The sequence below is a fragment of the Lactiplantibacillus nangangensis genome, from assembly GCF_005405065.1.
GTDB classification, from domain to species: domain Bacteria; phylum Bacillota; class Bacilli; order Lactobacillales; family Lactobacillaceae; genus Lactiplantibacillus; species Lactiplantibacillus nangangensis.
Window position 1 is genome coordinate 21,774 of sequence record NZ_BJDI01000014.1, and the last position, 23,762, is coordinate 45,535.

The 23,762-nt window shown below is 42.0% G+C and carries 21 protein-coding genes; 12 read left to right on the forward strand and 9 right to left on the reverse strand.

The window, feature by feature from the left end:
* Position 1: 1 nt before the first annotated feature.
* The 3 genes from FFM70_RS11115 to FFM70_RS13965 form a co-directional block, all read right to left on the reverse strand.
* A complete protein-coding gene (locus tag FFM70_RS11115) occupies positions 2-682 on the reverse strand; it encodes a hypothetical protein (RefSeq protein ID WP_137616927.1) in 681 nt (226 codons plus the stop codon).
* Entirely contained in the window at positions 669-1,463 is a 795-nt protein-coding gene (locus FFM70_RS11120) for a hypothetical protein (RefSeq protein ID WP_137616928.1), read from the reverse strand. Before FFM70_RS11120 ends, FFM70_RS11115 begins: the two co-directional genes overlap by 14 nt.
* A gap of 68 nt (positions 1,464-1,531) precedes the next feature.
* The gene (locus FFM70_RS13965; protein ID WP_223877486.1) at positions 1,532-1,795 is read right to left on the reverse strand and encodes a hypothetical protein; all 264 of its coding nucleotides are present in this window, start codon (positions 1,793-1,795) and stop codon (positions 1,532-1,534) included.
* Between the two features lie 1,045 nt (positions 1,796-2,840).
* On the opposite strand from FFM70_RS13965, the gene FFM70_RS11130 reads away from it, so the two are divergent.
* From FFM70_RS11130 to FFM70_RS11140, 3 genes are all read left to right on the forward strand, one after another.
* A complete protein-coding gene (locus FFM70_RS11130) occupies positions 2,841-3,194 on the forward strand; it encodes a hypothetical protein (protein ID WP_137616929.1) in 354 nt (117 codons plus the stop codon).
* 377 nt (positions 3,195-3,571) lie between these two features.
* Positions 3,572-4,630 carry a HesA/MoeB/ThiF family protein gene (locus FFM70_RS11135; RefSeq protein WP_137616930.1) on the forward strand — a complete coding sequence of 353 codons (1,059 nt, stop codon included), beginning with the start codon at positions 3,572-3,574 and terminating at the stop codon, positions 4,628-4,630.
* Between the two features lie 22 nt (positions 4,631-4,652).
* Positions 4,653-5,873, forward strand: coding sequence for an MFS transporter (locus FFM70_RS11140; protein WP_137616931.1), 1,221 nt, complete (start codon positions 4,653-4,655; stop codon positions 5,871-5,873).
* An 812-nt stretch (positions 5,874-6,685) separates the two neighbouring features.
* Here the strand turns inward: FFM70_RS11140 and FFM70_RS11145 are convergent.
* Positions 6,686-7,900 (reverse strand): acetate/propionate family kinase, encoded by a 1,215-nt coding sequence (locus FFM70_RS11145; protein WP_137616932.1) that lies wholly within the window; start codon positions 7,898-7,900, stop codon positions 6,686-6,688.
* A 209-nt stretch (positions 7,901-8,109) separates the two neighbouring features.
* Here FFM70_RS11145 and FFM70_RS11150 point away from each other — a divergent pair, with 209 nt between their 5' ends.
* The 9 genes from FFM70_RS11150 to FFM70_RS11190 all read left to right on the forward strand — a co-directional run bounded on the left by FFM70_RS11150 (position 8,110) and on the right by FFM70_RS11190 (position 16,987).
* Positions 8,110-8,469, forward strand: coding sequence for a hypothetical protein (locus FFM70_RS11150; RefSeq protein WP_137616933.1), 360 nt, complete (start codon positions 8,110-8,112; stop codon positions 8,467-8,469).
* 141 nt (positions 8,470-8,610) lie between these two features.
* Positions 8,611-10,989, forward strand: coding sequence for an ATP-dependent DNA helicase (locus FFM70_RS11155; protein ID WP_137616934.1), 2,379 nt, complete (start codon positions 8,611-8,613; stop codon positions 10,987-10,989).
* The gene (locus tag FFM70_RS11160) at positions 10,979-11,695 is read left to right on the forward strand and encodes a hypothetical protein (RefSeq protein ID WP_137616935.1); all 717 of its coding nucleotides are present in this window, start codon (positions 10,979-10,981) and stop codon (positions 11,693-11,695) included. Before FFM70_RS11155 ends, FFM70_RS11160 begins: the two co-directional genes overlap by 11 nt.
* Complete coding sequence (locus FFM70_RS11165; RefSeq protein ID WP_223877487.1) at positions 11,692-12,609, forward strand: sce7725 family protein; 918 nt, start codon at positions 11,692-11,694, stop codon at positions 12,607-12,609. Before FFM70_RS11160 ends, FFM70_RS11165 begins: the two co-directional genes overlap by 4 nt.
* A gap of 35 nt (positions 12,610-12,644) precedes the next feature.
* Positions 12,645-13,019 carry a glycine cleavage system H family protein gene (locus FFM70_RS11170; RefSeq protein WP_137616937.1) on the forward strand — a complete coding sequence of 125 codons (375 nt, stop codon included), beginning with the start codon at positions 12,645-12,647 and terminating at the stop codon, positions 13,017-13,019.
* Between the two features lie 424 nt (positions 13,020-13,443).
* Complete coding sequence (gene apf / locus FFM70_RS11175) at positions 13,444-14,043, forward strand: aggregation-promoting factor (protein WP_137616938.1); 600 nt, start codon at positions 13,444-13,446, stop codon at positions 14,041-14,043.
* Positions 14,044-14,567: 524 nt separating this feature from the next.
* Positions 14,568-15,308, forward strand: coding sequence for an aggregation-promoting factor (gene apf, locus FFM70_RS11180; RefSeq protein ID WP_137616939.1), 741 nt, complete (start codon positions 14,568-14,570; stop codon positions 15,306-15,308).
* Between the two features lie 197 nt (positions 15,309-15,505).
* Positions 15,506-16,243, forward strand: a complete 738-nt coding sequence (locus FFM70_RS11185; RefSeq protein ID WP_171002363.1) for a CPBP family intramembrane glutamic endopeptidase — start codon at positions 15,506-15,508, stop codon at positions 16,241-16,243.
* Positions 16,244-16,384: 141 nt separating this feature from the next.
* Positions 16,385-16,987 (forward strand): sugar O-acetyltransferase, encoded by a 603-nt coding sequence (locus FFM70_RS11190; protein ID WP_223877488.1) that lies wholly within the window; start codon positions 16,385-16,387, stop codon positions 16,985-16,987.
* Positions 16,988-17,412: 425 nt separating this feature from the next.
* Here FFM70_RS11190 and apf (FFM70_RS11195) read toward each other — a convergent pair whose 3' ends face one another.
* The 5 genes from apf (FFM70_RS11195) to FFM70_RS11215 all read right to left on the reverse strand — a co-directional run bounded on the left by apf (FFM70_RS11195) (position 17,413) and on the right by FFM70_RS11215 (position 23,606).
* The gene (apf, locus tag FFM70_RS11195) at positions 17,413-18,024 is read right to left on the reverse strand and encodes an aggregation-promoting factor (RefSeq protein ID WP_137616941.1); all 612 of its coding nucleotides are present in this window, start codon (positions 18,022-18,024) and stop codon (positions 17,413-17,415) included.
* Between the two features lie 280 nt (positions 18,025-18,304).
* A complete protein-coding gene (locus tag FFM70_RS11200; RefSeq protein ID WP_137616942.1) occupies positions 18,305-18,964 on the reverse strand; it encodes an ABC transporter ATP-binding protein in 660 nt (219 codons plus the stop codon).
* A 15-nt stretch (positions 18,965-18,979) separates the two neighbouring features.
* Positions 18,980-20,410: an ABC transporter permease gene (locus FFM70_RS11205; protein ID WP_137616943.1), complete on the reverse strand. Its 1,431-nt coding sequence runs from the start codon at positions 20,408-20,410 to the stop codon at positions 18,980-18,982.
* 652 nt (positions 20,411-21,062) lie between these two features.
* Complete coding sequence (spxB, locus tag FFM70_RS11210; RefSeq protein ID WP_137616944.1) at positions 21,063-22,820, reverse strand: pyruvate oxidase; 1,758 nt, start codon at positions 22,818-22,820, stop codon at positions 21,063-21,065.
* A gap of 225 nt (positions 22,821-23,045) precedes the next feature.
* A complete protein-coding gene (locus tag FFM70_RS11215; RefSeq protein ID WP_137616945.1) occupies positions 23,046-23,606 on the reverse strand; it encodes a DNA-3-methyladenine glycosylase I in 561 nt (186 codons plus the stop codon).
* Positions 23,607-23,762 lie beyond the last annotated feature (156 nt).

The window sequence follows — 23,762 nt, forward strand, 5'->3', positions numbered from 1 at the left end:
CTTAGTAATCTCGCTGCTTGATCAAAATCAATAACAGTTGCATCAATACGTACAGGATTAACATCAATATACCCCAGCTAGCGAACTTATTGATTGGTGCTTGCGATGCAGTAAATTGCCAAAACGGCATCGATAGTTTGTTCAAATATAGTGAAAAGAAAATCATATTGGCACCTAGCACGACCGTTGCGCCAATCAATTTACTTTTCGTCAGCTGAAAAGCTACCAGTGCAACGATCACCAGTACCATTTGATTTCCAAGAACTTCAAATGTGCTGAATATCAAAACAAGTGCTGCTTGGAAATTGATCATAATGCCAATATGCCAGCTCATGACTAACGTTGTCACCGCCCAAGGAAGCCAAAGCGCTGTCTGAACCAATGTGCTCTGTATTACCCACTGCTGGTATAGCGTTTTACGGCAGCCAGAAATTAAATAATCGACTTGTCGATAGCTTAATTGTGTGATACTAATGAGCGCTGTGACTGGTAAATAAACTAACCCTAGCAAGTAGGCATCAAACCAGGTAACGTACACGTTAGCAAAGGTGGCTGGTACTTGGTTGATCATCATTAGCTTACTGACAACCATCAACATTATTAAGCCATAGGTGACGCTCATTGGTTTTAGAAATAGTGGTAAATATCGGACTTGTTGCCGACCAATCTTATAAATCTGCAAGTTTTCTCGCTCCGATCCGCGTTAAGACGCCAATAAGACCGATCATAACCAACGTCAGGATAATCATCCCCACGAAACTCGTATTTGAAGTCGCTGATTGCTTTAAGAAATCCATTGGTGCAAAGCTTCCCGAAAAAAAGTGAAGCTCTTGAATGAGTAGTAATCCTAATTGTAGCAACAGACCGGTACTTAATGCCAAGAACCGATTTTTCAAATGTAGTGACATGGCGGTGATAAACGTTGCAAAGAGACCACCCCAAAGAAGTACCAAGCTGATGTTCAACAACGAATGTACCCAAGGATGTTGATAATACAAGCCAACACCAAAAGTATTCGCGTGTATCACTAAGATATTCTGATTCAATAAATTATCTGGAACAATGCTTGGGTAGAACAAGGCAAAGAAGCTAATATTTAGAAGCAACGGCAATGCAACAATTAGCCCACCCAGAATAAATGACCACGCATAATAGGTAGCGACAACTTTTGCCAATACCCCTTTTAATCTTAGTTGCATCAAATAACCATTTTCAGCATCTTTTTTCAACAACGTTGCAGCTGGTAATGCCGCTAGCAACGGGATAACTAAATAATAGGTCACAGCTGCAAAATTGAACCCATCAACGCCCATCCAGAGCGTGAAGGGCGAGTCCAAAAAAATATTTTTTTGACCCAAGTGTGACCGTAACCGCTGATATAGCTGAATCATTGGCAATACCAATGCCAGCATGACCGAGAACAAAAGTGCTTGTTTATTAAATCGATGCCACAAGTTAATCACAGTTTTTCCTCCTTTAGATTACTTTGAAGCGATATGTATAGTGTGGAGATGAGACTATACTTTAGTAGTTAAACACTGTCTGGGCTCCAAACACCTGCTGCTGACAAGTTCTTGATACTTGTACTATTAATCCGCACAGAAATTCCTGATCCATACTCTTCAACTGCCGTATTCCATAAGTAATCAACTTGCCCTTTGTATGAGTTATAGGCATGATCATGATTGACAGCAGTCCCGTCACCAAGTGCAGCCCAAATCCTAATATAATCGCCATCACCCGACATATACGTCGTATGATTGTAGTACGATGTTGTATCAGTCTTAATACGCACAGGTGTATTATCGTTTTGGCTCCAAAATCTATACTCATTGCTCCAGTTAGGAATCTCCGAAATTAGAGGCTTGTACATTAAAAGCACCAACACCTAATCCAGTAAAGACAATTGCTGTTGCTGCAACCAGTCCCATTTTCTTAAATACAGTCATTTTGTCACTCCTTTTTCCCCCCTCATCTCCACAAACGTAATATACAGGAAAACATCATTGACGTAAAATATCTTTTTAAGCAGCTCTTCTTAATATAACTATTATAATGATCACTTTTATATACAAGCGTACAAGCGTCCTTAACTTGCCATTTGTTTTTTTATTTTGTTGTCATGGCATACAATTATTCCTAGCAAGGATGTCTTTTTAAAATTTGTTCAACAATCATTATCCTTAAGAATTAACATAATCTGCATATATCTCTTCAATTATATATGGATCATTCATTAGAAATTTATTACTTTATTTTAGATACCTTAAAACAATCGATAACTCTAACGATCACTATCCAATGACCCAATATATTCAATGAGCTCTCCTAACAAACACTACAAAATTAGTACTACACGTTATAAGAATAATTGCCATACCGCCTCGAGCAACCACATACTTCTAGAATATAAAGTTTCAAAATAATTTTCACCTACTTTATTACATTATATGGTGTTTACACCCTGACAATAAATAGACATTTTTATACCTAGGCTCTATACTTCCAATCAATAAATGTTGTCGGTGATTTTTGGGAGGATAACTGTTATGAAAATGATAAAGATTTTTCTTAATGCATATTTTAAAAATGGCCTTTTATTTCTTATAATAATTTATTTAATCACAGCTCCACGGGCAGGCCCTTTTGTATTTCGTTGGAATATTCAAAACTTATATTTAACTTGTGCCTACTTGATGTTCTATCCACTAATAATCCTAGCAAGTCCAAAGCAGATAGTTCAGAAAATAAAGTTCACCTCCGTAGCATCAAAATCATATAATCAAGATATTAAGGATATTCCAAGCTAGGAAAGAAGAACATGGAGTACCATTAATCCAATGATCAGCAATCGCAGTATTATGATACAAAATAGTGCTTCGGATGATTTTATTTCTGGTATTGTAAACTTTCTTGTTCGGGGTATGGTGCTAATTTTTTCTGGACCAATCTTGTTATTCATATATTCCAAATCATTGCTTAAAAATCGATGTACTAACTATGAAAAAAATAAATTACTGTTATTATTGCCAATTATTGCTTTATCAATTCTTGGAAGTAGCTTAACAGCACATGCAGCAACCCATTTCTACACAGTAAAATTACAAAATGCTTCATCACATTACGAATTGCCAGTAGGATTTGGCGAAGATGATGGTGATGGTGATGGTAATATCGTCTGGCCTGTCCAATAGTCTAAATATAGAAGACTAATCTGCGTCATTCTGACCCCAGTTGATTCACGAAAAGTAGTTCAGGACCTTTGAATCGTTAGACGATAAGGCACCGAGCTATTTTTCATGAGTAAGCTGGTATATTCTTTGTTTCTTAATATTATTAACAATTGTTCCATATTGTTACTGATCATTGACTGTGGTTAAATCACGTTATAACAACCGGTTGTTATAATTTAGATTGAGAAGAGAGAGATAGGTATGGACATTCAAGAAGTTATTGAAGTACATGAGAGTCTTCAAAATCGTGTTGGTGGGCAATAATATTTTAGTTGAACTAGAGGGTGTCTATTCAAGTGTGATTTTGAGTAGACACTTTTTTTATAGGAGGGTTATAAATGAATTTTAATAAACCAATGATGAAGCCAATGCTGATTCCATTCATTAATGAAGAACATACAGGTATCAGAATAGGTGGGTTTCAAGCAAGAATTGCTAGAGACATTATTGTAAGTAACCCACAGGAATTCTTAGGATTTCTGAAAGACTTAAATGGTGAAAACACTTTGGACATATTGCAGCAAAAATATAACTTAAATAGCCTTCAAATGAATAACCTATTGCAAAAGCTAAAAGAGTGTGGGGCAATCTATGAAAATAATAGTAAAAACTTCTCTGAAAAAGAAATAAGACTCTATAATAGAAACATCAATTTTTTTGCATGGATAGATATTGTAGGAAAGTATTACAATTACTGGGATGTTCAAGAAACGTTAAAAAAGAGTAAGGTGTTACTCCTCGGTGCTGGTGGTACAGGGAGTAATACTGCTCTAAACCTAGCCCGACTCGGATTTGGAACTATTACTATTATTGATGGCGATAATGTCGAGGAATCTAACTTAAATCGTCAAACGTATTCACAAGCTGATATTGGTCTTTCTAAGGTTCAAGTGTTAAAAAAACACTTAGAATCAATTAATCCAATGATTAAAATTGTGCAAAAGAAATGTTGGATAGATACTTTGAATGATCTTACGAAGTTAGGATCTAACTTTGATATTCTGCTTGATTGTATTGACAAGCCCGAAAATTTACCAACAATTCTGGATAAGTATTGTAAGGAAACAGGTACACCATGGGTTTTAGGGGGGTATGCAAGTACTGTCATAAATCATGCGATTTTTGATGGCTCAACTGTTGGATTTGATGAGTTAGTTAAACGCGACCGCGAAAAATATTTGGCATCTCGTGAAATCTTCAAAAACACTTTTTGGAAATGGGATAATGCAATTATTTCTCCTATAGCTAATATTTCTGGTAGTATTTCAAGTTTGTATGCACTATACTATGTGACCAGTCTTAAAAAGTTAAAAATGGGCATTGTACAGCACATTGATTTCTTTAATTTACAAAACTTAGCCTACTTTTCTTATATATTAGGTGATAGTCAAAAATAAAGGCGTCAGGAAGTGATCGTTGATGCTAATTAAACAAAACGTCAATTTTAGGCATCTATTTGCTGGCAGACTCGCCAGCAATTGTGGGGATAGTATGTATATGATTGCACTTTCCTGGTACATACTAGTTCTGACTAAAAGCACGATGTGGGTTGGAATTTTTAATTTTGCAGTTTTTTCCCCGAATGTTGTTTCATTTTTATTTGGACCAGTCATCGATCGATACGATAAGCGGAAAATATTAATTTTTCTTGAACTGTTTCAAGCGCTAGTTATCGGAGTGATGACGTTGCTTCTAATGCAACCGAGTAAAAATAGTCAGCCAATCATTATTTGTTTATTGGCGGCGATAGCTTCTTTTGGTAGCATTAATGCATATACTGTTCAAGATGCACTAATTCCTAAATTAGTTCCAGCAAAATCGCTACCGACTGCTGAAATGTATATGTCTTTTTCGTATAATGCTAGCGATTATATTTTTAACGCAATCACCGGTTTTGCACTAAAAATCATTAGCTATCCAGTGATACTAATACTTGATATTGCGTCATTTATATTTTCTGCACGGACATTTTCAAAAATCATCAGCCCTGAACAAGTGAAATTTGTTAAGCATAACCATCAAGACTTTCGACAATTCTGTCTGAACCTAATAACGCCGTTTAAACTACTGTACAAGTCAAAGATAGTTTGGGCAATTTGTGTCGGCAGTAGTGCGATAAATTTCTTGTTTGGTGGTTTAAATGTCTATACGTTGCTAATTGCGAAATCTTTTGGCGGAGTTACTTTTTTTGGAATCATGTCGGCAATTGGCGCATTAGGAACGACGCTAGGCGCTACCTTTCTTGCAAATCGTTGTTTAAAACGGTTCAAGATTGGGCTCGCTTTTTGTCTCACGACGTTACTTTTTGGCGTGGCGCTCGTTGGTGCATTTATCTTCAACGCCTCACTGGAACTATTTTTAACTGCATGGCTATTGTTCTTTTCGTTTTTAGGAATCAATCAAACAATGCAAAAACCGATCTTACAAAGTAATTTACCTGCTAAAAATATTGGTTCAGTTTTAAGTTGCTTTTACACCCTAACTGTCACAACAATTCCAATTGGCTCGGTGTTTTTTGGTTATGTGGCAAAAATGATGGATTGGCGTATTTTCACTTTGATATTTGGTCTCACAACAATGCTACTTGGTGTTGTCTATTTATTAAATACAAAGTTACGCCAATTTGATCTCTGCAAATAATCGTAAAAGTAATGAAATTTTTTTGTTGTATTTACTATTTTTTATCAGTTTACTCTTCAATGATATGGGTTTGGGACAGACATTCCTGATTCACTTAAAAAAGGTAGCTCTAAAGATTACATGATTTTCAGAGTTACTTTTTTGAAATTATACACATAAACCCCTTCTATTCTTAAAATTCTGCCCTCCAGGAAAAAATTATCTTCATGTAAATGAATCACACTAGTAACCAGACCACTTAAAAGTCAATCTCATTTAAAATATCAACAACACACTATCGTTAATGATAAGTCCTATTATTAAGGCTTACATAGCGGCTACTGAGTGCCCAAACACCACCATAATTACTAACTGTTTTCTTATTTTATTACGTACGGTCTACTTTTCAGATCATAAGATTGCTCACATAGCTAATGAAGTCTTTGTGATGCAGTGGTTTATTGACAATAGTTATTCCATACCGAGTTCTTGAACCCTTGACCATTTTCAAAGTAACCCTAAAACTAAATTGCTAATTACTGGGCTCTTCAAGGGTTTTCATGATTACCTAAACATACTTGTTTTTTGATGAAGCATCGAACAAAAATCTTAATTACTGCCAATAAATGTAGTTACATTTAGAACAAGATTGTCGAAAGAACTGAGCCTAAACACGAAGATAAAGTTACACGTCTTTAACATGAATCAAATGATTATAAAGAAAAATGGTATCAATTGCTACAAACCAGCAACTGACGCCACTTACTTAGATTGGTTCTAGGGCTTCCCAGCTTCCATCAGATTATTCCCACCAATGTCCGTCGAAAATAACCCTATTTAGCGATTGGCGCGCGATGTGTCAAGCGTTCCACATCCCGAACGATCATTAATTCTTCATTAGTTGGCACAACCATTACCGTGACCGGTTCGTTTGGCTTACTGATCACTTGTTCAACGCCATGACAATTGTTCTTGTCTTCGTCGATCGTGATGCCGAAGTAACCCAACTGATTTAAAATCCGTGACCGCATTGCAACAGAGTTTTCACCGACCCCAGCTGTAAAGACCAAGGCATCCAAGCCGTTCATTTCAGCGATGTAGCTGCCGATATATTTAATGACCCGGTTGGCAAAAATCTCTAGGGCAAGTTCTGCGCGATGATTATGATCATTATTCGCCGCATTATCCAAATCCCGCATGTCGGGTGACACGCCAGAAATACCTAATAGCCCTGACTTATTATTCAAAATATCAATAAAGTCTTGGACATCAGAAATACCGAGGTGCCGCATCAAAAACGGAATCATCGAGGCATCAATATCCCCAGAACGCGTACTCATTGTGATCCCGGCTAACGGTGTGAAACCCATCGACGTATCAATGGCTTTACCGTGATCAAACGCGGTAATTGACGCACCAGAGCCTAAATGTAACGTGATCAATTTCAAGTCTGCTAACGGCTTGCCGAGTAATTCAGCGGTCCGTTGGGCGACATAACGATGACTCGTGCCGTGTGCCCCATATTTACGAGCGCCAAATTGTTTGTAATACTCGTAAGGCACGCTGTAGAGGTAATTGACCTCAGGCATCGTTACATACAAGGACGTATCGAATACGGCAACTTGTACCGCTTTTGGTAACAATTGCTGGAACACTTCAATATAATAGGCCTGCGTTGGATTATGTAGCGGCGCATACTCTGATAAATCTTTGATTTGTTTCAACGTGGTTGGGGTAATGACCACGGAATCTTTAAAGTCTTCCCCACCAGCAACGATCCGATGACCGATGCCTGTAATCTCGGTCAAATGTTCAACGATTCCGTCACTCTTCAAGCGGGTCAGCACCATTGCCGCCGCTTCTTGTGCATTAATTTTATCATGTGTCTCCGAATACTTATCGCCATCGGCCTTCTTTAAAACAAACACCGAATTCGATAACCCCAAACGGTCAACCATCCCTGAGGCGATCACCGTTTCTTCTGGTAAGCTGAAAAGCTTCCACTTCAAAGTTGAACTACCCGCATTAATTGCTAATACTTTTGCCATTATGTCTATTTCCTCCATCCGTCATCAAGTGTGCCTATTGCTAGTGTAACTAATATTGAATACGCTTTCAAGGATAGGATGAAAAAGGCCATAAATTGTGTGAAAATTAACTTAAGTTAAGCAACTTTGATCGTATCTTCAAAGCATATCATGCATTTGTGCAGGACCAATTAAGCTATAATTAAGTTAATGAAAGTGAGGTGCTCACTATGAAAAGACCATTTAATTGGACGCTCAGTCAGTTATTTGCTAGCTTATCACTCATTCTCGGTTTGGGACTCTTAATCGTCGCCTTACTAATCAGCTTTGGCACTAGCGTGAGCGTGGAAGCTACCGTCACGGCGCTGGTGCTGATGCTCATCAGCCTTATCTTTTTACACCCGGTGCCCCTCAAAATTCTCGCACCCATGATTGGCCTCATCAGTTTGAGCGCTGGCTACGCGACTTACTTTAGCACCCAACACTCATGGCTAGCTAGTGTGTTGGCGGTTGTGATTGTCGCTGGCCTGATCAGCTATGGCTTTAGCTTACGGCGCAGCTTGAAACGGCGGCACAGCCAATGGTACTAACAATCACTTAAAGTCATTCGTCATCACGGCGAATGACTTTTTTAGACCATTAATTGATGAGCTGATCCGTCAACTTTCAGCAGACAAAACCGAACGTCTGTTTTATAATAGGTGATAATTATGTTCAGAAAGGAGTTTGGCATGCCCACTAAAATCGGGATTCGACAACTGGTTGAATTCGTCTTGCGTAAAGGCGATCTCAACGAAGTGAAAAATAGTCAAAATACGGCTTTAGAAGGCGCTAAGATTCACCGCCAACTCCAAAGTAGCCGCTCCGAAGCTTATCAAAGTGAAGTGTATTTAAAAACGACTGTCACCATGAACGGCGCGGATTATTTGATTTCTGGCCGGGCAGATGGCGTTCAGACGACCGATGATGGTATTCTCATTGAAGAAATCAAGACTTCTGATCAAGCCTTTGATGACTTGACCGACAATACTCGTGACCTCTATTGGGGTCAAGTTCAGGTCTACGGTTATTTAATTTTACAAGACCACCCGGAGTTAACCGAAGTTACGTTGCAATTGACTTACTTTCAAGTCTTAACTAAAAAGATTACAAAGACACAACGGGTGTTGTCGCGGGCCGAGCTCGACGCCTTCTTCAAAGCCTTAGTGACAGAATACGAGTACTGGCTGACGTTACGCGCGGACTTACGGCAACAACGTAATGCTTCCATTAAAACACTACCTTTTCCTTTCCCCAGCTATCGCACTGGTCAACGTGAACTGGCAGCGGCAGTCTATAAAACGATTCATTTTCAAAAACGACTCTTCGTAGAAGCCCCAACCGGTACGGGTAAAACGATCTCCACATTATTCCCCGCGATTAAAGCGATGGGTGAAGACGAAATTGAACGACTCTTCTATTTAACGGCCAAACAAAGCACGCGCCACGTTGCCGAGGAAGCCGTTGACCTGATGAGTCACGATGGGCTGAAGCTGAAAAGTATCACCTTAACGGCCAAGGACCAGATTCGGTTTCCAGAAGAACAAGACCTGCCACCGGAAGAAAATCCCTTCATGGTCGGCTATTATGATCGCTTGAAGCCTGGTTTGAAGGATATCTTAACACACGAGAACCAGCTCACTCGCCCCGTTATTGAAAAATACGCACGGGCGCACACGCTTGATCCGTTTGAATTTTCGCTAGACATTTCACTTTTTTGTGATGTCATCATTTGTGACTATAACTATCTGTTTGATCCGCTGGTCTACTTACAACGTTTCTTCAGCGAAGAAGATCACGACAACTTTTTCTTAGTGGATGAAGTACACAACTTGGTCAGTCGGTCGCGCGATATGTTCTCCGCGGAGATTAGTGACGCCAAAATCGCTTATTTGCTCAAGTTAGCGAAACCTGACAAGTCTCAGCCTAGTGATGACTTACAACGTGAGCTAAAAAAGGTTCGCCGCAGTTTTGGCCGCATCAGTCAGGCACTGATTGATGATGACGTCACGGAACAACTATCCATTGAACCACCAGAAAAGCTCAGTCGCACGTTACGCAACTTCAACGACTTCATCAGTGATTGGCTACAAAAACAACAGCCATCCGCTTTGCTTGACGCCGTCCGCGATTACTTTTTTGACTGCCTGACATTTGTCAAAATCAGCGACCTCTATGACGGGAGCTATCAAACGAGAACCGTCTTGGACGGGCATCATGTCACCGTGAAAGAACTGTGTCTAGACCCGAGTGACTTTTTGGACCGCTCGCTGAAGTTAGGCGCCGGTGCCGTCTTATTTTCGGCAACGCTATCGCCAATGACTTATTACCAACGGGTTTTAGGTGGTGAAGCCAACAGCTTAGCTTACCAATTGCCCTCACCGTTTCCACCAAAGCACCAAGCCATCTTGGTCACACAATATGTGCAAACGACTTATCATGAACGCCCACACAGTGAAGCGGCGATTGTGGCCAGTCTCAAGGCTTTAGTGACGGCTAAAACTGGTAATTATTTAATTTTCTTTCCATCGTATGGCTATTTAACCCAAATTAAAGCGGCGTTTGAACTAGCGAATCCGGAGATCCAGACCACGACGCAAGTCAACGCTATGACTGGCAGTGAACGTCAGGCTTTCTTAGATCAATTCCAAGCAAATCCAAAACAAACTTTAGTTGGTTTTTGCGTCTTGGGCGGAATTTTCTCGGAAGGCATTGATTTACGTGGCGACCGGCTGATTGGCGTTGCCATTGTCAGTGTTGGCTTGCCGGGAATCAATCCCGAAACCAATTTGATTCGGGATTACTATGATCACGATAACGGTCAGGGCTTCGCTTATGCTTACCAGTTGCCTGGCATGAACAATGTTTTACAGGCTGCTGGCCGCCTGATTCGGAGCAGTCATGACACTGGCATTATTTTATTACTCGATCAACGCTTTGCCAGTCGGCGCTATACCAACTTATTTCCACCACACTGGCAATATTTTCAATCGATTTATTCGGTACCACAATTGCAGGCGACGATTACCAATTTTTGGCAGCAAACGGAGGGACTTACTCATGAAGACTAAACTAACGCGCCAACTTGAAAGTACGCTATATCAATATTGTTTGGAACAAGGCGCGTACGTCGTCGAAGAAGTTTCGATGCCAGACGATCGTGGTATCGTGGATACCTTGAGTTACCAGCAGTTACCCGATGGCAGCATCGATTGGCGTTGCTATGAGCTTAAAGTGACCAAGGCTGATTTCCATTCCAAGGCGAAGCTATCTTTCATTGGCAACTATAATTATTTCGTTTTGCCACAAAAGTTATATGCAGAAGTCGCTGACGAAATTCCGAGTCATATCGGCGTGTTGATCTATCGTGCTTTTGACCAGCGGGCCATGGACTTAGCCCCTCAGACGTTGCGCGCCCCTGGCTTTCTGACCGTAGCTAAAAAAGCCCAGCACCAAGCCTTGCAAGTCGATCCCGAACCATTGACTGCCCACTTTATCGCCTCCCTATTTCGCGAAGTCGATAAGGCGAAACGCGTGAAGAAGGGCCTTAAGCTGTACTCAGATGATCAATTGTACAAGGAACTGCGTAAGCGTGCTCAGGCTGGCTATGATGTTTACGATCCCGAACAAAACTTGTATGACCGCTTTCTCGCTGACAGTCAAAATGACGCCATTACGGCTTTACAAGAAGAACTTGACGCCCGGAATGCCGACTACCACGCCTTGCAGCTGAAGTACCAAGCCTTATCCCAACCAGATTTGAGGGAGCAATTATGACCTACTACCCTTACTTTCGCGGTCGGATGTACGACCTGCTCGCACTCAAAGCTCTAGCGGAACAACAACAATTGGGGCCGAAAATCATTCCCATTATTGAGCCAGTTCGGGACTCGAAGGAATTGCAACAAACGGTGCAAACTTTGATTGATCAACAACAGCCGTTTAGCGTGGTCGCGAACCCCCAAGTCAGCGTTTACGGGTTGAACAACACTAAGTTATATCCGCTACCAGCCACCAACGACTTGCCGTTTTACCACCCAAGCGCCATTTTAGCCGCCGATTTCAGTTCGGATTTTTTAACCACGGCAACCGGCCAAACCAGTCTGTTGATAGCAAATAACTATCCGTTACTCAAAGCCTACCAGCGCACGGCAATGCTCAAAAAAGTGGGCGGCATCTTAATTCCGGACGAAGCGCGGCACCATCAACTGGCTGGCGAGCGAGCCATCTTATTGACTGACCCACTCACCTTTCGGCCACACGTCGCTGACTATGCCGACTTAACCGATGAATTTTTCACGGCGGCCAATTGGGTGACCCCACCGTTTGGCACACAAGGTTATGGCGACTACTCGATGGTCGGTAGCGTTTATTTTGACAAAGGAATGCCGTCACGCGCCATTGCGCTCCACCTAATTTACGTCACGGCGACCGGCCAACTTCGAATTCATCACTTTGTTTCCGACAGCAATGACAGCATGCGCGGCCAAAAGCAAAAATTTTTCGAAGCACTCAAAAAATTAACCATTTGGGCACCGACTCACTTGCACGGTTTGAACGCCACCCCCGCACTCGCTGAATTATTGGCCTACCAAGCCGGAACAAAATTTCCTGGCTTAGGGACGATCAAGAAATTAGCGTTGATGCACCATTTACAACTCATACACCGCCTGCTGACTTTAAACGACTAGTGTTATACTTAGATTCATTACAGGAGGGACCACTTATGGCTAAACATGAATCAGCCTGGAAAACGATGATCCATTATTACAAAGATGAACATGCCGCCATTCACGCTCCCATGGTCTATGGCGACATCTGGGTACGGACTAAATCTCGCCAACGCATGGTCTTCGGCTTAACGGCCACCGCACAACAAGCGTTAGGCGACATTATTAAAATCGAGACTCCCCAAATTAACGCCCACTTTAACGCCGGTGAAACGCTAATGACGATTACCGGGACTAACATGATTAAAAAATTACCCACGCCATTCAATATTACCGTCCAAGAAGTGAACAGCGAACTCGCTGCGGATCCCGCCGCCATGGCTGGTAACGTTGAGAAAGATAATTGGTTAACCAAACTTAAGGCAGATTAACGTTAACTTTGTTAATTACTTAAAGTAAGCATGCTTGTTTGAGTCCCAACCGGGTTTAGGTGGTTACCAGCACTGGCCTAGCCCGTTAAATTTAAAATCACCAAAACTATTAACCGCCGTAACCCAATGCTTAATGCCGGGTTATAGCGGTTAATTTTGCTTTTTAACCTTCAAATCAAGCTCGCAAAGCCCAAATTGGTACATATGAAAGCGGTTACTAATGGCCGAAATTATTACCAAATTAGTTTTGATATATTACGAAGTATTACAAAAAACGCCTTATGTTACAAACACCCCGCCATTTCGTAAAATAACTGGTATTCGTTTGTTACAATAAGCGGTTATACTATTGCTTAGTTAAGGTGCTTGGAATGAAATTCGGGACCAAGCAATTCGGACTAAAAATAGGGAGTGTACATTACTTATGAAAATGAAGAATGTTTTATTATCTACTGCTGCAGCCGCTTCTAGTCTTTTTGCTATTGGTGCCACTGCCCAAGCAGCTACGGTTACTGTTAAAGCTGGGGATACGGTTTCTGAAATTGCCGATCAACACAACACAACGATCGATGCGATTCAAAAAGCCAACCAATTAAACAATGTTAACTTGATCTTCGTTGGTCAACAGTTGGAAGTTAATGGGACTAGCAATACTGCGACGACCCAAACGCAATCAACTCAAACGACGACGACTCAAGCTAGCCAATCATCAAACCAAAATACCAATACACAAAGTTACAGCGCACCAGCTGCTAAGACACCAGCACCAGCAGCATCGACTTCTAACTATAGTAACAATGGTTCAGATAGTTCTGCTAAAGCTTGGATCGCCAACAAAGAATCTGGCGGCTCATACGGCGCACGTAACGGCCAATACATTGGTAAGTATCAATTAAGTGCTTCCTACTTAGGTGGCGACTACTCAGCAGCTAACCAAGAACGTGTTGCTGAAAATTACGTTTCATCACGTTACGGTTCATGGTCAGCTGCTAAGTCACACTGGCTCTCAACTGGTTGGTACTAAACTTAAATTAAAATCATGATAACAGGTTGCCAATCTGGTGACCTGTTTTTTTTGTGCCATTTTACGATTACCTGAACAGCCAATACGCCTAAATTCGATTATTGCAATTTTCGAGTGATTTGGTCCTGATTTTTACAACTATTGTGAAAACATAATCTAATGATAATTCTGAAAAATAGCTTTAAACGGATTTTTCAATCACACCACTTATTAAATTATTTATCATCAAACCACTCCTTTTCGATGACTAGTCACTCACTTTGGGACAAATTCACGGGTTTATCACAATTTCACCCCAAAATAGGCACCGAATATTACAATTCATTACAAAAATCGGCTTATATTACAAGATGGGGGGTAAAACGTAACCTCCTGTTTATTGTGTTGCAACACTGGCTCGGTATACTAGTCATTGTTAATTAGTTACGGCGACATTAGTTGTCGCTAACTAAAGACTCGTAAACGTAAATAATAATAGATAAGTAAACCGACCCATCCAACTAATAGGAGAGTGCATACACATTATGAAAATCAAAAATCTTGTATTATCATCTGCCGCAGCTTTAGCTTTATTCGCTGCTACAACCACTGCTGCTGACGCCGCTACTGTAACGGTCAAAGCCGGTGACACGGTTGCTGAAATTGCCAACACTTATAACACAACTGTTAACGCCATTCGCGATGCGAACCATTTATCAAATGTTAACTTGATCTTCGTTGGCGACAAGCTTGAAGTTGGTGGCACTACTGCCGCTGCTTCAACAACCAGCACTCCAGTTGCTAATACAACTGCTGCAACCACGACAACTCAAAGCACCCAAACTGTTGCTGCTAAGACGACACCTGCAACGACTACCACTGCGACTCACTCAGCTAGTGCTAGTTCTGTATCGACCACGCCTAAAGCAACGGTTTCAAGCTCAAACAGTTATCATGCAGCTGCTGCAAGTTCTTCATATGTGGCACCAAAACAAAACACAACTGTTGCTGCTAAACCAGCCGCAACTCAATCAACACCTGCAACTAACAACAACGCTAGCTCAAGTGAAAACTCAGCTAAAGCTTGGATTGCCAACAAAGAATCTGGTGGTTCATACTCAGCAACTAACGGCCAATACGTTGGTAAGTATCAATTAAGCAAGTCATACTTGAATGGTGACTACTCAGCCGCTAACCAAGAACGTGTTGCTAACAACTACGTTTCTTCACGTTATGGTTCATGGGCTGCTGCCAAAGCACATTCACAAGCTCACGGTTGGTACTAAACTAAATTAGTTATCCCTTGAAAGCATCGCTACGGCGGTGCTTTTTTTAGTTTGGCGTGGGATAAATTCAGGCTTTTTGCATGACAAATTTGATGAACCTTTCGCAATAAATTTGTTAATTATCCTTTCAAGCACCAGCCAAAAAGGGTATCGTTAACCTATGACGTATTTTTTGAATTTTCATGGAGGATTTTTTAATGAAACGATTTCGTACCGCTGGCCTACTTTGGATCGTGATGATCATCACCCTCATTGTCGTTGGCCTAGTTTTCAAGGACACTGGTTTACACCAACTTCCTTTCTTCACCAAAGTCATCAGTCAAGAAGTTGTTTGCTTCCTGATTGTCTACATTCTGAATAAAGTTTGGTCCCGCCAAACGGTTCACTTTATCAGTCCGGTGCGACTGCGCAAACAATTAGGTGTCGTCTGGCCTTTAATTTTAATTCTACTTTTTTTCGACATTAGCGTTTTAACCATTGGTCCGGCTTTCAAAGGTGTGGTGGTCAACATTATCACCGTGCTGTTAATCGGACTTTTCGAGGAATATTTGTCACGGGGCGTCTTATTCACTCTCTTCCTCACCGATTTAAATGGGCGCTCTCATGGTCTATTACGTGCCACCGTCTTTAGCAGTCTGCTATTTAGCCTGTCACACCTCATTAACTTGTCGCACCAAAGCTTTGGTGTTACCTTACTACAACTTGGATTCGCCTTTGCTTTTGGTTTCTTACTCTGTGGCGTTTATTACAAGACGGGCTCGCTAATTTGGCCCATCTTAATTCATGCGATGAACGATTTTATCGGCTTCAACACTCACCCGACGACCAGTTTGCAATTATCTTCAACGGTCGTTTGGGTCCAGTTAACCGAAATCGTCGTGATTTTCGTCTTAGCGCTCTATGTCTTTAGTCGCCACAATAAAATTACCATTTAAAAAATAACCTGATTAGTCAGTCCGCTCCAGCGAGCTTGGCCAATCAGGCTTTTTTAATGAGCAGGTCAGCTCACTGGTGCGACCCTGAGACAAATTAGTTATAATAGATTTTAATAAATACACTAATAAGGACGGCTAACAATGACCAACTCAAAGATGACTGAAAAAGAGAAGTGTTTTGCGCAAATGTGGTACGACCCGAATGGGGATCCCTCACTCATCCAGGAACGCGCCGTAGCCGATGAGCTCTGTACCGAAATCAATCGCTTGGGTCAGACTAGTGACCGACGACAACAGTTACTCGAAAAACTCTTTCCTAATCGCGCTGCAGATGTCACGATCATGAATCCGATTTGGGCTGATTACGGCAAGTACACGTCAATCGGCAAAGGCAGTTTTATTAACCGCAACGCCTATCTCATGGATGAAGCGAAAATCACTATCGGCGAAAACTGCTTCATTGGGCCAAATGTCGGACTCTACACGGCCAATCATGCCTTAGTCGCGTCGGAACGGAATACTGGTATCGAAATTGCCTTGCCGATTACCCTTGAAGACAACGTTTGGTTAGGCGGCAACGTCTGCATCGTGCCTGGCGTAACCATTGGAACTGGCAGTGTCATTGGCGCGAATAGCTTGGTCAGCAAAGATATTCCCGCAAACGTGGTCGCCGCTGGGAATCCTTGTCGTGTCATCCGGCCAATCACTGAAGCTGATCGAATCTCACACTTAATTCAACACTAGCCTTAAACTAAAGTCAGAAACTCGCCCAATTCTAGTTGTTAGTAGAATTAGACGAGTCTTTTATTTTATAAACAACTAAACATCAAAATTGCCCTGAATCCAGTAATACTAGTTTTGGCTATGCGAAAAATCGTTTCATACGGATCACTGCTCAAAACAGTTAACTAGCTGTAAGTTGTTGCTGATAGCATCGGGCGTGTAGGTGGCGTTTGACCGGCGCATTCCCGGTCTTACACCACGGACCGGCCGGGAGATTTTCGGGCTTGGCAAAACTTCCGGGCGAGGGGCAAGACGTTTCTAAGGCTTGACCCGGTCCCTCGCCCGCATGTTATCAGCAACAACCGGAAGCGGCAATTATCAACTAAATAAATAAAAAAATCCGATCCACCATGACAGTGAATCGGACCAAGTTAATTATCTAAATTTTAGTACCAGCCGTTAGCTAACCAGTGCGCTTTTGCGGCACTCCATGAGCCGTAACGGGATGAAACGTAGCTGTTAGCAACCTTTTCTTGGTTGGCAGCTGAATAGTCACCATTTAAGTATGATGAGCTCAATTGATACTTACCAACATATTGGCCATTTGAAGCGGTGTATGAACCACCAGATTCTTTATTGGCAATCCAAGCTTTAGCTGAGCTATCACTTGAATCTGTTGATGATGTTGTGGTCGTTGCCGCAGCGGTATTTGCGCTAGTTGTTGTATTTTGGCTAGCGTTAGTCGTGTTTTGGCTAGTAGTCGTGTTTTGAGTCGTTGATGAAGTCGTATTTTGACTCGTCGTATTAGTTGTTGTAGCAGTCGTTGTCGTGGTAGCAGCACCATTGACTTCAAGTTGGTCGCCAACATAGATCAAGTTAACATTTTTTAGGTTGTTAGCTTTTTGGATGGCACTAACCGTCGTTTGATGGTCACTAGCAATTTTTGCAACGGTGTCACCAGATTTAACTGTGACGGTCGCAGCATTAGCGGCGGTCGTGGTAACAGCGAACAAACCTAGGGCAGCAACAGTTGATAAGACAAGATTTTTAGCTTTCATTAAAAGACAACACTCCTATAATTTTTTGTAAGTTTCTATCGATAAGGTTCAATGATTCTCTTGATCAGTCGCAACCAATCAACAAAATCTAGTATACCGGGTCAGTGTTGCAGTGGTATCAATGGGACGTTACATTTTTAGGGGTCAGTTGTAATAAAAGCCCGTTTTCGTAATACTTTGTAACACTACTTGGTTGCCTTAACCAATTAATCTGACACGTGAAGTCGCCAAAAAGCGCTCAACACGGCCGTTTTGACCACGTTGAGCGCTTGATTCTAGCTTAGGCTTCTAAAGTAAATTCATGCTTGGCTAAACGATAAGCATAATCACAAGCCGCCGCAACATCGGGTTCATGGGTGACGATAATCACACATTTATGCTGTTCATGGGCAATTTTTTGGAATTGTTCAATCACATATTGTGTATTTTCTTCATCCAAGTTCCCAGTCGGTTCATCGGCAACCACCAGTTTCGCATCACACACCATGGTTCGCGCAATGGCAACGCGTTGCTGTTGACCACCAGACAGTTTCTGAACATTTTTAGTCATCTGTTCATCCGTAATCCCAAGGGTCTGCAACATGTCCATCGCAAATTTTTTATCCCCTTTATGACTGGAACTGGTCACTGCCATCGCCGTTAACAAATTATTTAATGGCGACATATAAGTGAATAAATTATAGGACTGGAACACGATTGCGACATGCGATTTTCGATAGTTGGTCAATCCTAACTGATTAATGGGCTCACCATTCAGTTCAATTTGACCGGCACGCGGCTTATCAAGTCCCGCCAGTAACGACAGGAAGGTTGTTTTTCCAGAACCACTTTGACCGACGATCGCATAAGAATGTCCTGATTTAAATTCGAGGTTCACATGCTCGAACAGACTATTTTCTTGGCGATCATACCAATAACCAATATCATTCGCTTTTAACATGGTCAAAACTCCTCTCTAATCAATCAAGACTTTCTTCGGTTGTAGCCGCAGAATCCCACCAGACGCTAACATAATGGATAAGAACATAATTGCTAACCCGAAACCTCCGAGTTCAACTAAGTCCATTACCGAGACATTAATGTCTAATTCAGCTTGTTTTTGCGCTGAAACGGACCCGGTGCCGCTACTACCAGGAGCACCACTGCCGCCAGGGCCTTGTTGGGTACTGGTCGAGCTCGTTGTCGTTGCGGTAGTCGTTTGTTGTGAAACCAACTGTTGGCCCAGTTGATTGCCGACAAATTTGCCACCGGCACCGGCAATCGCGATGGAAACAATCAAAACCATGACCATTTCAGTGAAGAATTGGGCCACAATCTTCCAGCGTGCTTCACCTAATGAGAGCAAGACGCCAATTTCATAACGACGTTCCCGAATCATCAAGATGACAATCAACGCTAAGATAATCGTCCCAGCAATCGCCACTAACCAAACGATTTTATCGGCAAATGATTTCACGTTAGCCATCGACGCTTTAACAGTTTGATAACTGCTATCATCCGTCGTCAACGAATATTTCGACGTGTTGATCAAAGCTTTTCCAGCCGTTTTAACTGAACTAACTTTCGCTGGATCAGAAACATTAAAGGTCACTGAATCAGCGGTATTTTTATATTTAGCGCCTTTGACCGTGTTGGCAAAAGTATAAGACGTATAAACACTATTAGCCGGATCAGTCGCGCCAGGACCTTGTTGGGTGCTCGTGCTAGACGAGGCTTTATAAATCCCAACGACCTTCAAAGTATAAGTCTTCTTCGTTCCAGTCGTGGCTTTCAATTTAATTGAGTCGCCGACTTTTAAGCTATCTTCCTTAGCCAGTTCACTTTCGATCACGACATTGTTCGTGCCCTCATCGGCCGTTGTGATGCCACGGCCTTTAGTGATCTTGCTAGAACTGTTTTCAAAAGCGGAAGTAGCGCTAGTTGAGGTCACCCCAGAAATCGCAATATCTCCGGAACTCGTCGTGCTACCACCCATCCCTTTCATGCCACCACCATTACTGTCCGAAGAACCAGATGTGGAAATGGCGTCAAAACCAGTTGCATTGGCTGACGTTGAAACGGTCGCGGTGCAACTTGCCACATTATTAAGCTTGGCAATCTTGGCTGCGTCGCTTAACTTAACCGGTGACGTCGTCAGTTTCGGTCGACTGGTCTTGCTGGTCGACGTGCTACTGCGCATCTTTTTGAACGCCGCTTCCCGGTTCGCCGATAAAGTAACGGTCGCGCCGACACTTTGCTTGGCATTATTCGTTGCCGTATCGGCCGCGTTCCGAATCAACAGGCCGGCCAAAACAAATAACATAATAGCGGATGTGACCAGAATCAAAAGAATTGAACGACCCTTCTTCGCCGTTAAATTAAGCCATGCACGTTTAAAAAAATTCATTCTTAATCCTCCTCAAATAAGTATTAGTCCTGCTTTGCTCTGAACGTCTCTCAATTTACAGGGTAAAAAGGACTAAATTATGACCTTACTGGGGTCTTTCAATGGTTAAGCACCGAATATTTTTGATAAGCGGTTACTAATGCTGTGATGCGGTGGTTGAAAAAGAAAAGAGAAGCTATTTACAGCCGCCCTTGTCTTTTACATTAAAAATTGATACTAATTTTGATCGTAATATGAACAGCTAGAATTAGAAATATCATAATTGAGTACTGGTCTCTGAACTCCTGACTTTTAATTTGGTCAGAAATATAATCAATGATTCTCTTCATGTTGGCCTGCCTCCCCTCTTGGACTATCTTTACTTTACCTTTTTAATTTCAACGTGTTTGAGCACAATTTGATTTACGCTCCTACAATTAATCAATTCTAGATCTCATAAATAATGAAAAAATTGTAATCATTCTCCATCTCATCTAAATATCAAATAAACAAATGTCAAACCAACAATTTTGCTTATGTAAAATTCCTCAAAGAAGGTATCTAAAAAATCAAGTCGACAAAAAAGAGGTAATTATCTAAAACCTAAATTGGTTTCTAGATAATTACCTCTATAAAATTCATATCCAACCAAGAAAAAATAATCATATTTCGTTTATTTCACACCGAATTGACTAAAGTAAGCTGAAAGTGGTTGTAACTCTTCAGCATCGTATTGATGCTTAAAAGTCGCGACGGAAGCCGCCGAAGTCTTTTGTGGATCGACATCTAAAATTTCAACTGGTAAACCACGCTTGGCCGTAATTTTAGCGTCAATCAAAACGGGTCGTCCCGCCTTAATTTCAGCCATCGCCGTTTCAAACGCCCCATGTAATTGATCAAAATGCTCAACCTTAATCCCTTTGACTCCCATGCCTTCCGCAATCATCGCAAAGTCGGCGCCAATTAAATCGATACCATAGTAAGGTTGTGGCACATCTTCTTGTTCCGACTTAATAAAGTTCAGCGTCTGATTAGAAGTCACGATGTTAAAGATTGGCAACTGGTATTTCACTTCGGTCAGCAAGTCTTGCATGACCATTGAAAAGGCCCCATCACCTGCAACATTAAAGGCTTGCCGGTCTGGATAACTCAACTTGGCGGCAATCGCACCTGGGACACCAGCCCCCATCGTCGCAAATAATGCTGAAGTGAGCAATTTTTGCTTTGGGTTCATTTGTAAGAACCGGAAACTGTTGATCGTGTTATCCCCAACATCCATCGAAAAGACGGCATCATCGGCTGCGACCCGATTGATTTCACGGTAAACTTGTTCGTATTCCAATGGGTCCGTCGTCCGATTACTTAACTTCTGGAGATATTGTTTCCAAGCTGCCATGTCAGCTTGCGCCGCTTGATAATACGGTGACGGTGCGGCCGGTTCACTCAATGCTAAGGCCCGATTAATGAAAGCTTTCGCATCCCCATTAATACCATAATCCAAATGATGATGCCGGCCAAACTTGCCAGAATCCAATTCGATCTGGACGTATTTGAAATCATGCGTTGTATACATGATTTGGGCAAAGGAGTAGTCAGCACCCACGGAAACAACCAAGTCCGTAATCGCCATGAGTTCATCAGCAGCCTTCGAAGCAGCACGATAAGCACTCCCCATATTACCGGCAAAGGTATCTGGAATCACGCCCTTAGCGAGACCCGTGATAATAATTGGCACTTGCAGCTTATCTGCCAATTGCATCATCGCTTCGGTGGCACCGCGAGTCCCTTGTCCCACGTGAAAGACGGGATACTTTGCTTTTTTGATCAAGCCTAAAACGTGTTCGATCTGGTCATCTGGAATCGCAGGCGCCGTCACTAAACCTGCAGGGACACTCGCTGAATCGTATGCAACATCTGGAATTTCCGCATAACCAAAATCATTTGGAATCGTAACGACCGCGACTCCTTTTTCTTTATAAGCGGTCCGAATCGCTTTATCCACGACATAGGGCAAACTTTCTGGTGTCATGATTGTCCGATTAAAGACTGCCACATCGCTAAACATAGGTTCTTCAGCAAATTCTTGGAAGTAGTCATAATTCATATTTGTGTGAGCAACTTGGCCAACCAAGGCTAAAACGGGGACGTGATCTTCCTTCGCGTCATACAGACCATTCAACAAATTGACCGCACCTGGTCCCGCAGACCCAAAAGCCACGCCAATTTTACCAGTCAGCTTGGCTTCTGCCGCTGCGGCCAGTGCCCCGACTTGTTCATGTCGAACTTGAATATAGTGTAATCGCGTTTGTTCCACGTCCAATGCATGCATCGTCGAGTTAAATGACCCACCGGCATAGCCATAAATTTGCTTGATGCCCCAAGCTTCCAGAACTTTTAACATTGCGACTGATGCTTCAACCGTTTTAACCATGATAGTAGCCTTCTTTTAAAAATATTATTGTTAGCGTTTTCAACAACGGGTTAAATATACATCTAGTTGGTGCAAAATTCAATTGTAAACAACCGAATTAAGCAAAAAGATTGCGGTTAACTTAATTCACCGCAATCTTTTTGAGGCTTGACCCGGTCCCTCGTCCGTATGTTATCAATAACAACCGGAAGCAACAATCAACAACTATTTTTCACCTTTTAGTTACTAATTTAATTTTTCTGGTGCCCAATCACAGGTCACTAAATGATCATTAATTAAGCCTGCACCTTGTAAATAGGAATAGACTGTCGTTGGCCCGACAAACTTAAAGCCGCGCTGCTTCATGGCTTTCGAAACCCGCTTCGCTAAATCATTGGTAGCTGGAATCTCCGCCGCACTCGTCCACGCCTGCCGAATGGGCTGACCATCGACAAACGACCACAGCCAATCTGCATACGTCGAGCCAGCCGGCCAAGCTTGGATCACTTTAGCATTATTGATCGTCGCCGCTAACTTTTGACGATGGCGAATAATACGGGCATCTTGTAAGAGCCGCTCGATATCCGTGTCAGTCATGGCGGCCACCTTGCTGACCTCATAATCATAGAAGTCTTCTTTAAAGGCGGCACGTTTATTTAAAACAGTTTGCCAACTTAAACCCGCCTGGTAGGTCTCCAAACACAATAATTCAAACAATTTTTGTTGGTCATGCTGTGGGCGTCCCCATTCGTGATCATGATAATCCTGCATTAACGGCGTTGAATTCGCCCAGTCACATCGAGTCATTTCGGCCATCCTTCCTAATCGATTAAGTTTGATTACAGCATACCATAAAAAGCCCAGTTCGAACATACGTTCTTTAACTGATATCAAAAAACGGTGCGTCTCAAATCAGTCAGCCGACCAATTTAAGAAACACCGTTTCAAAGCACGATTCAGTTT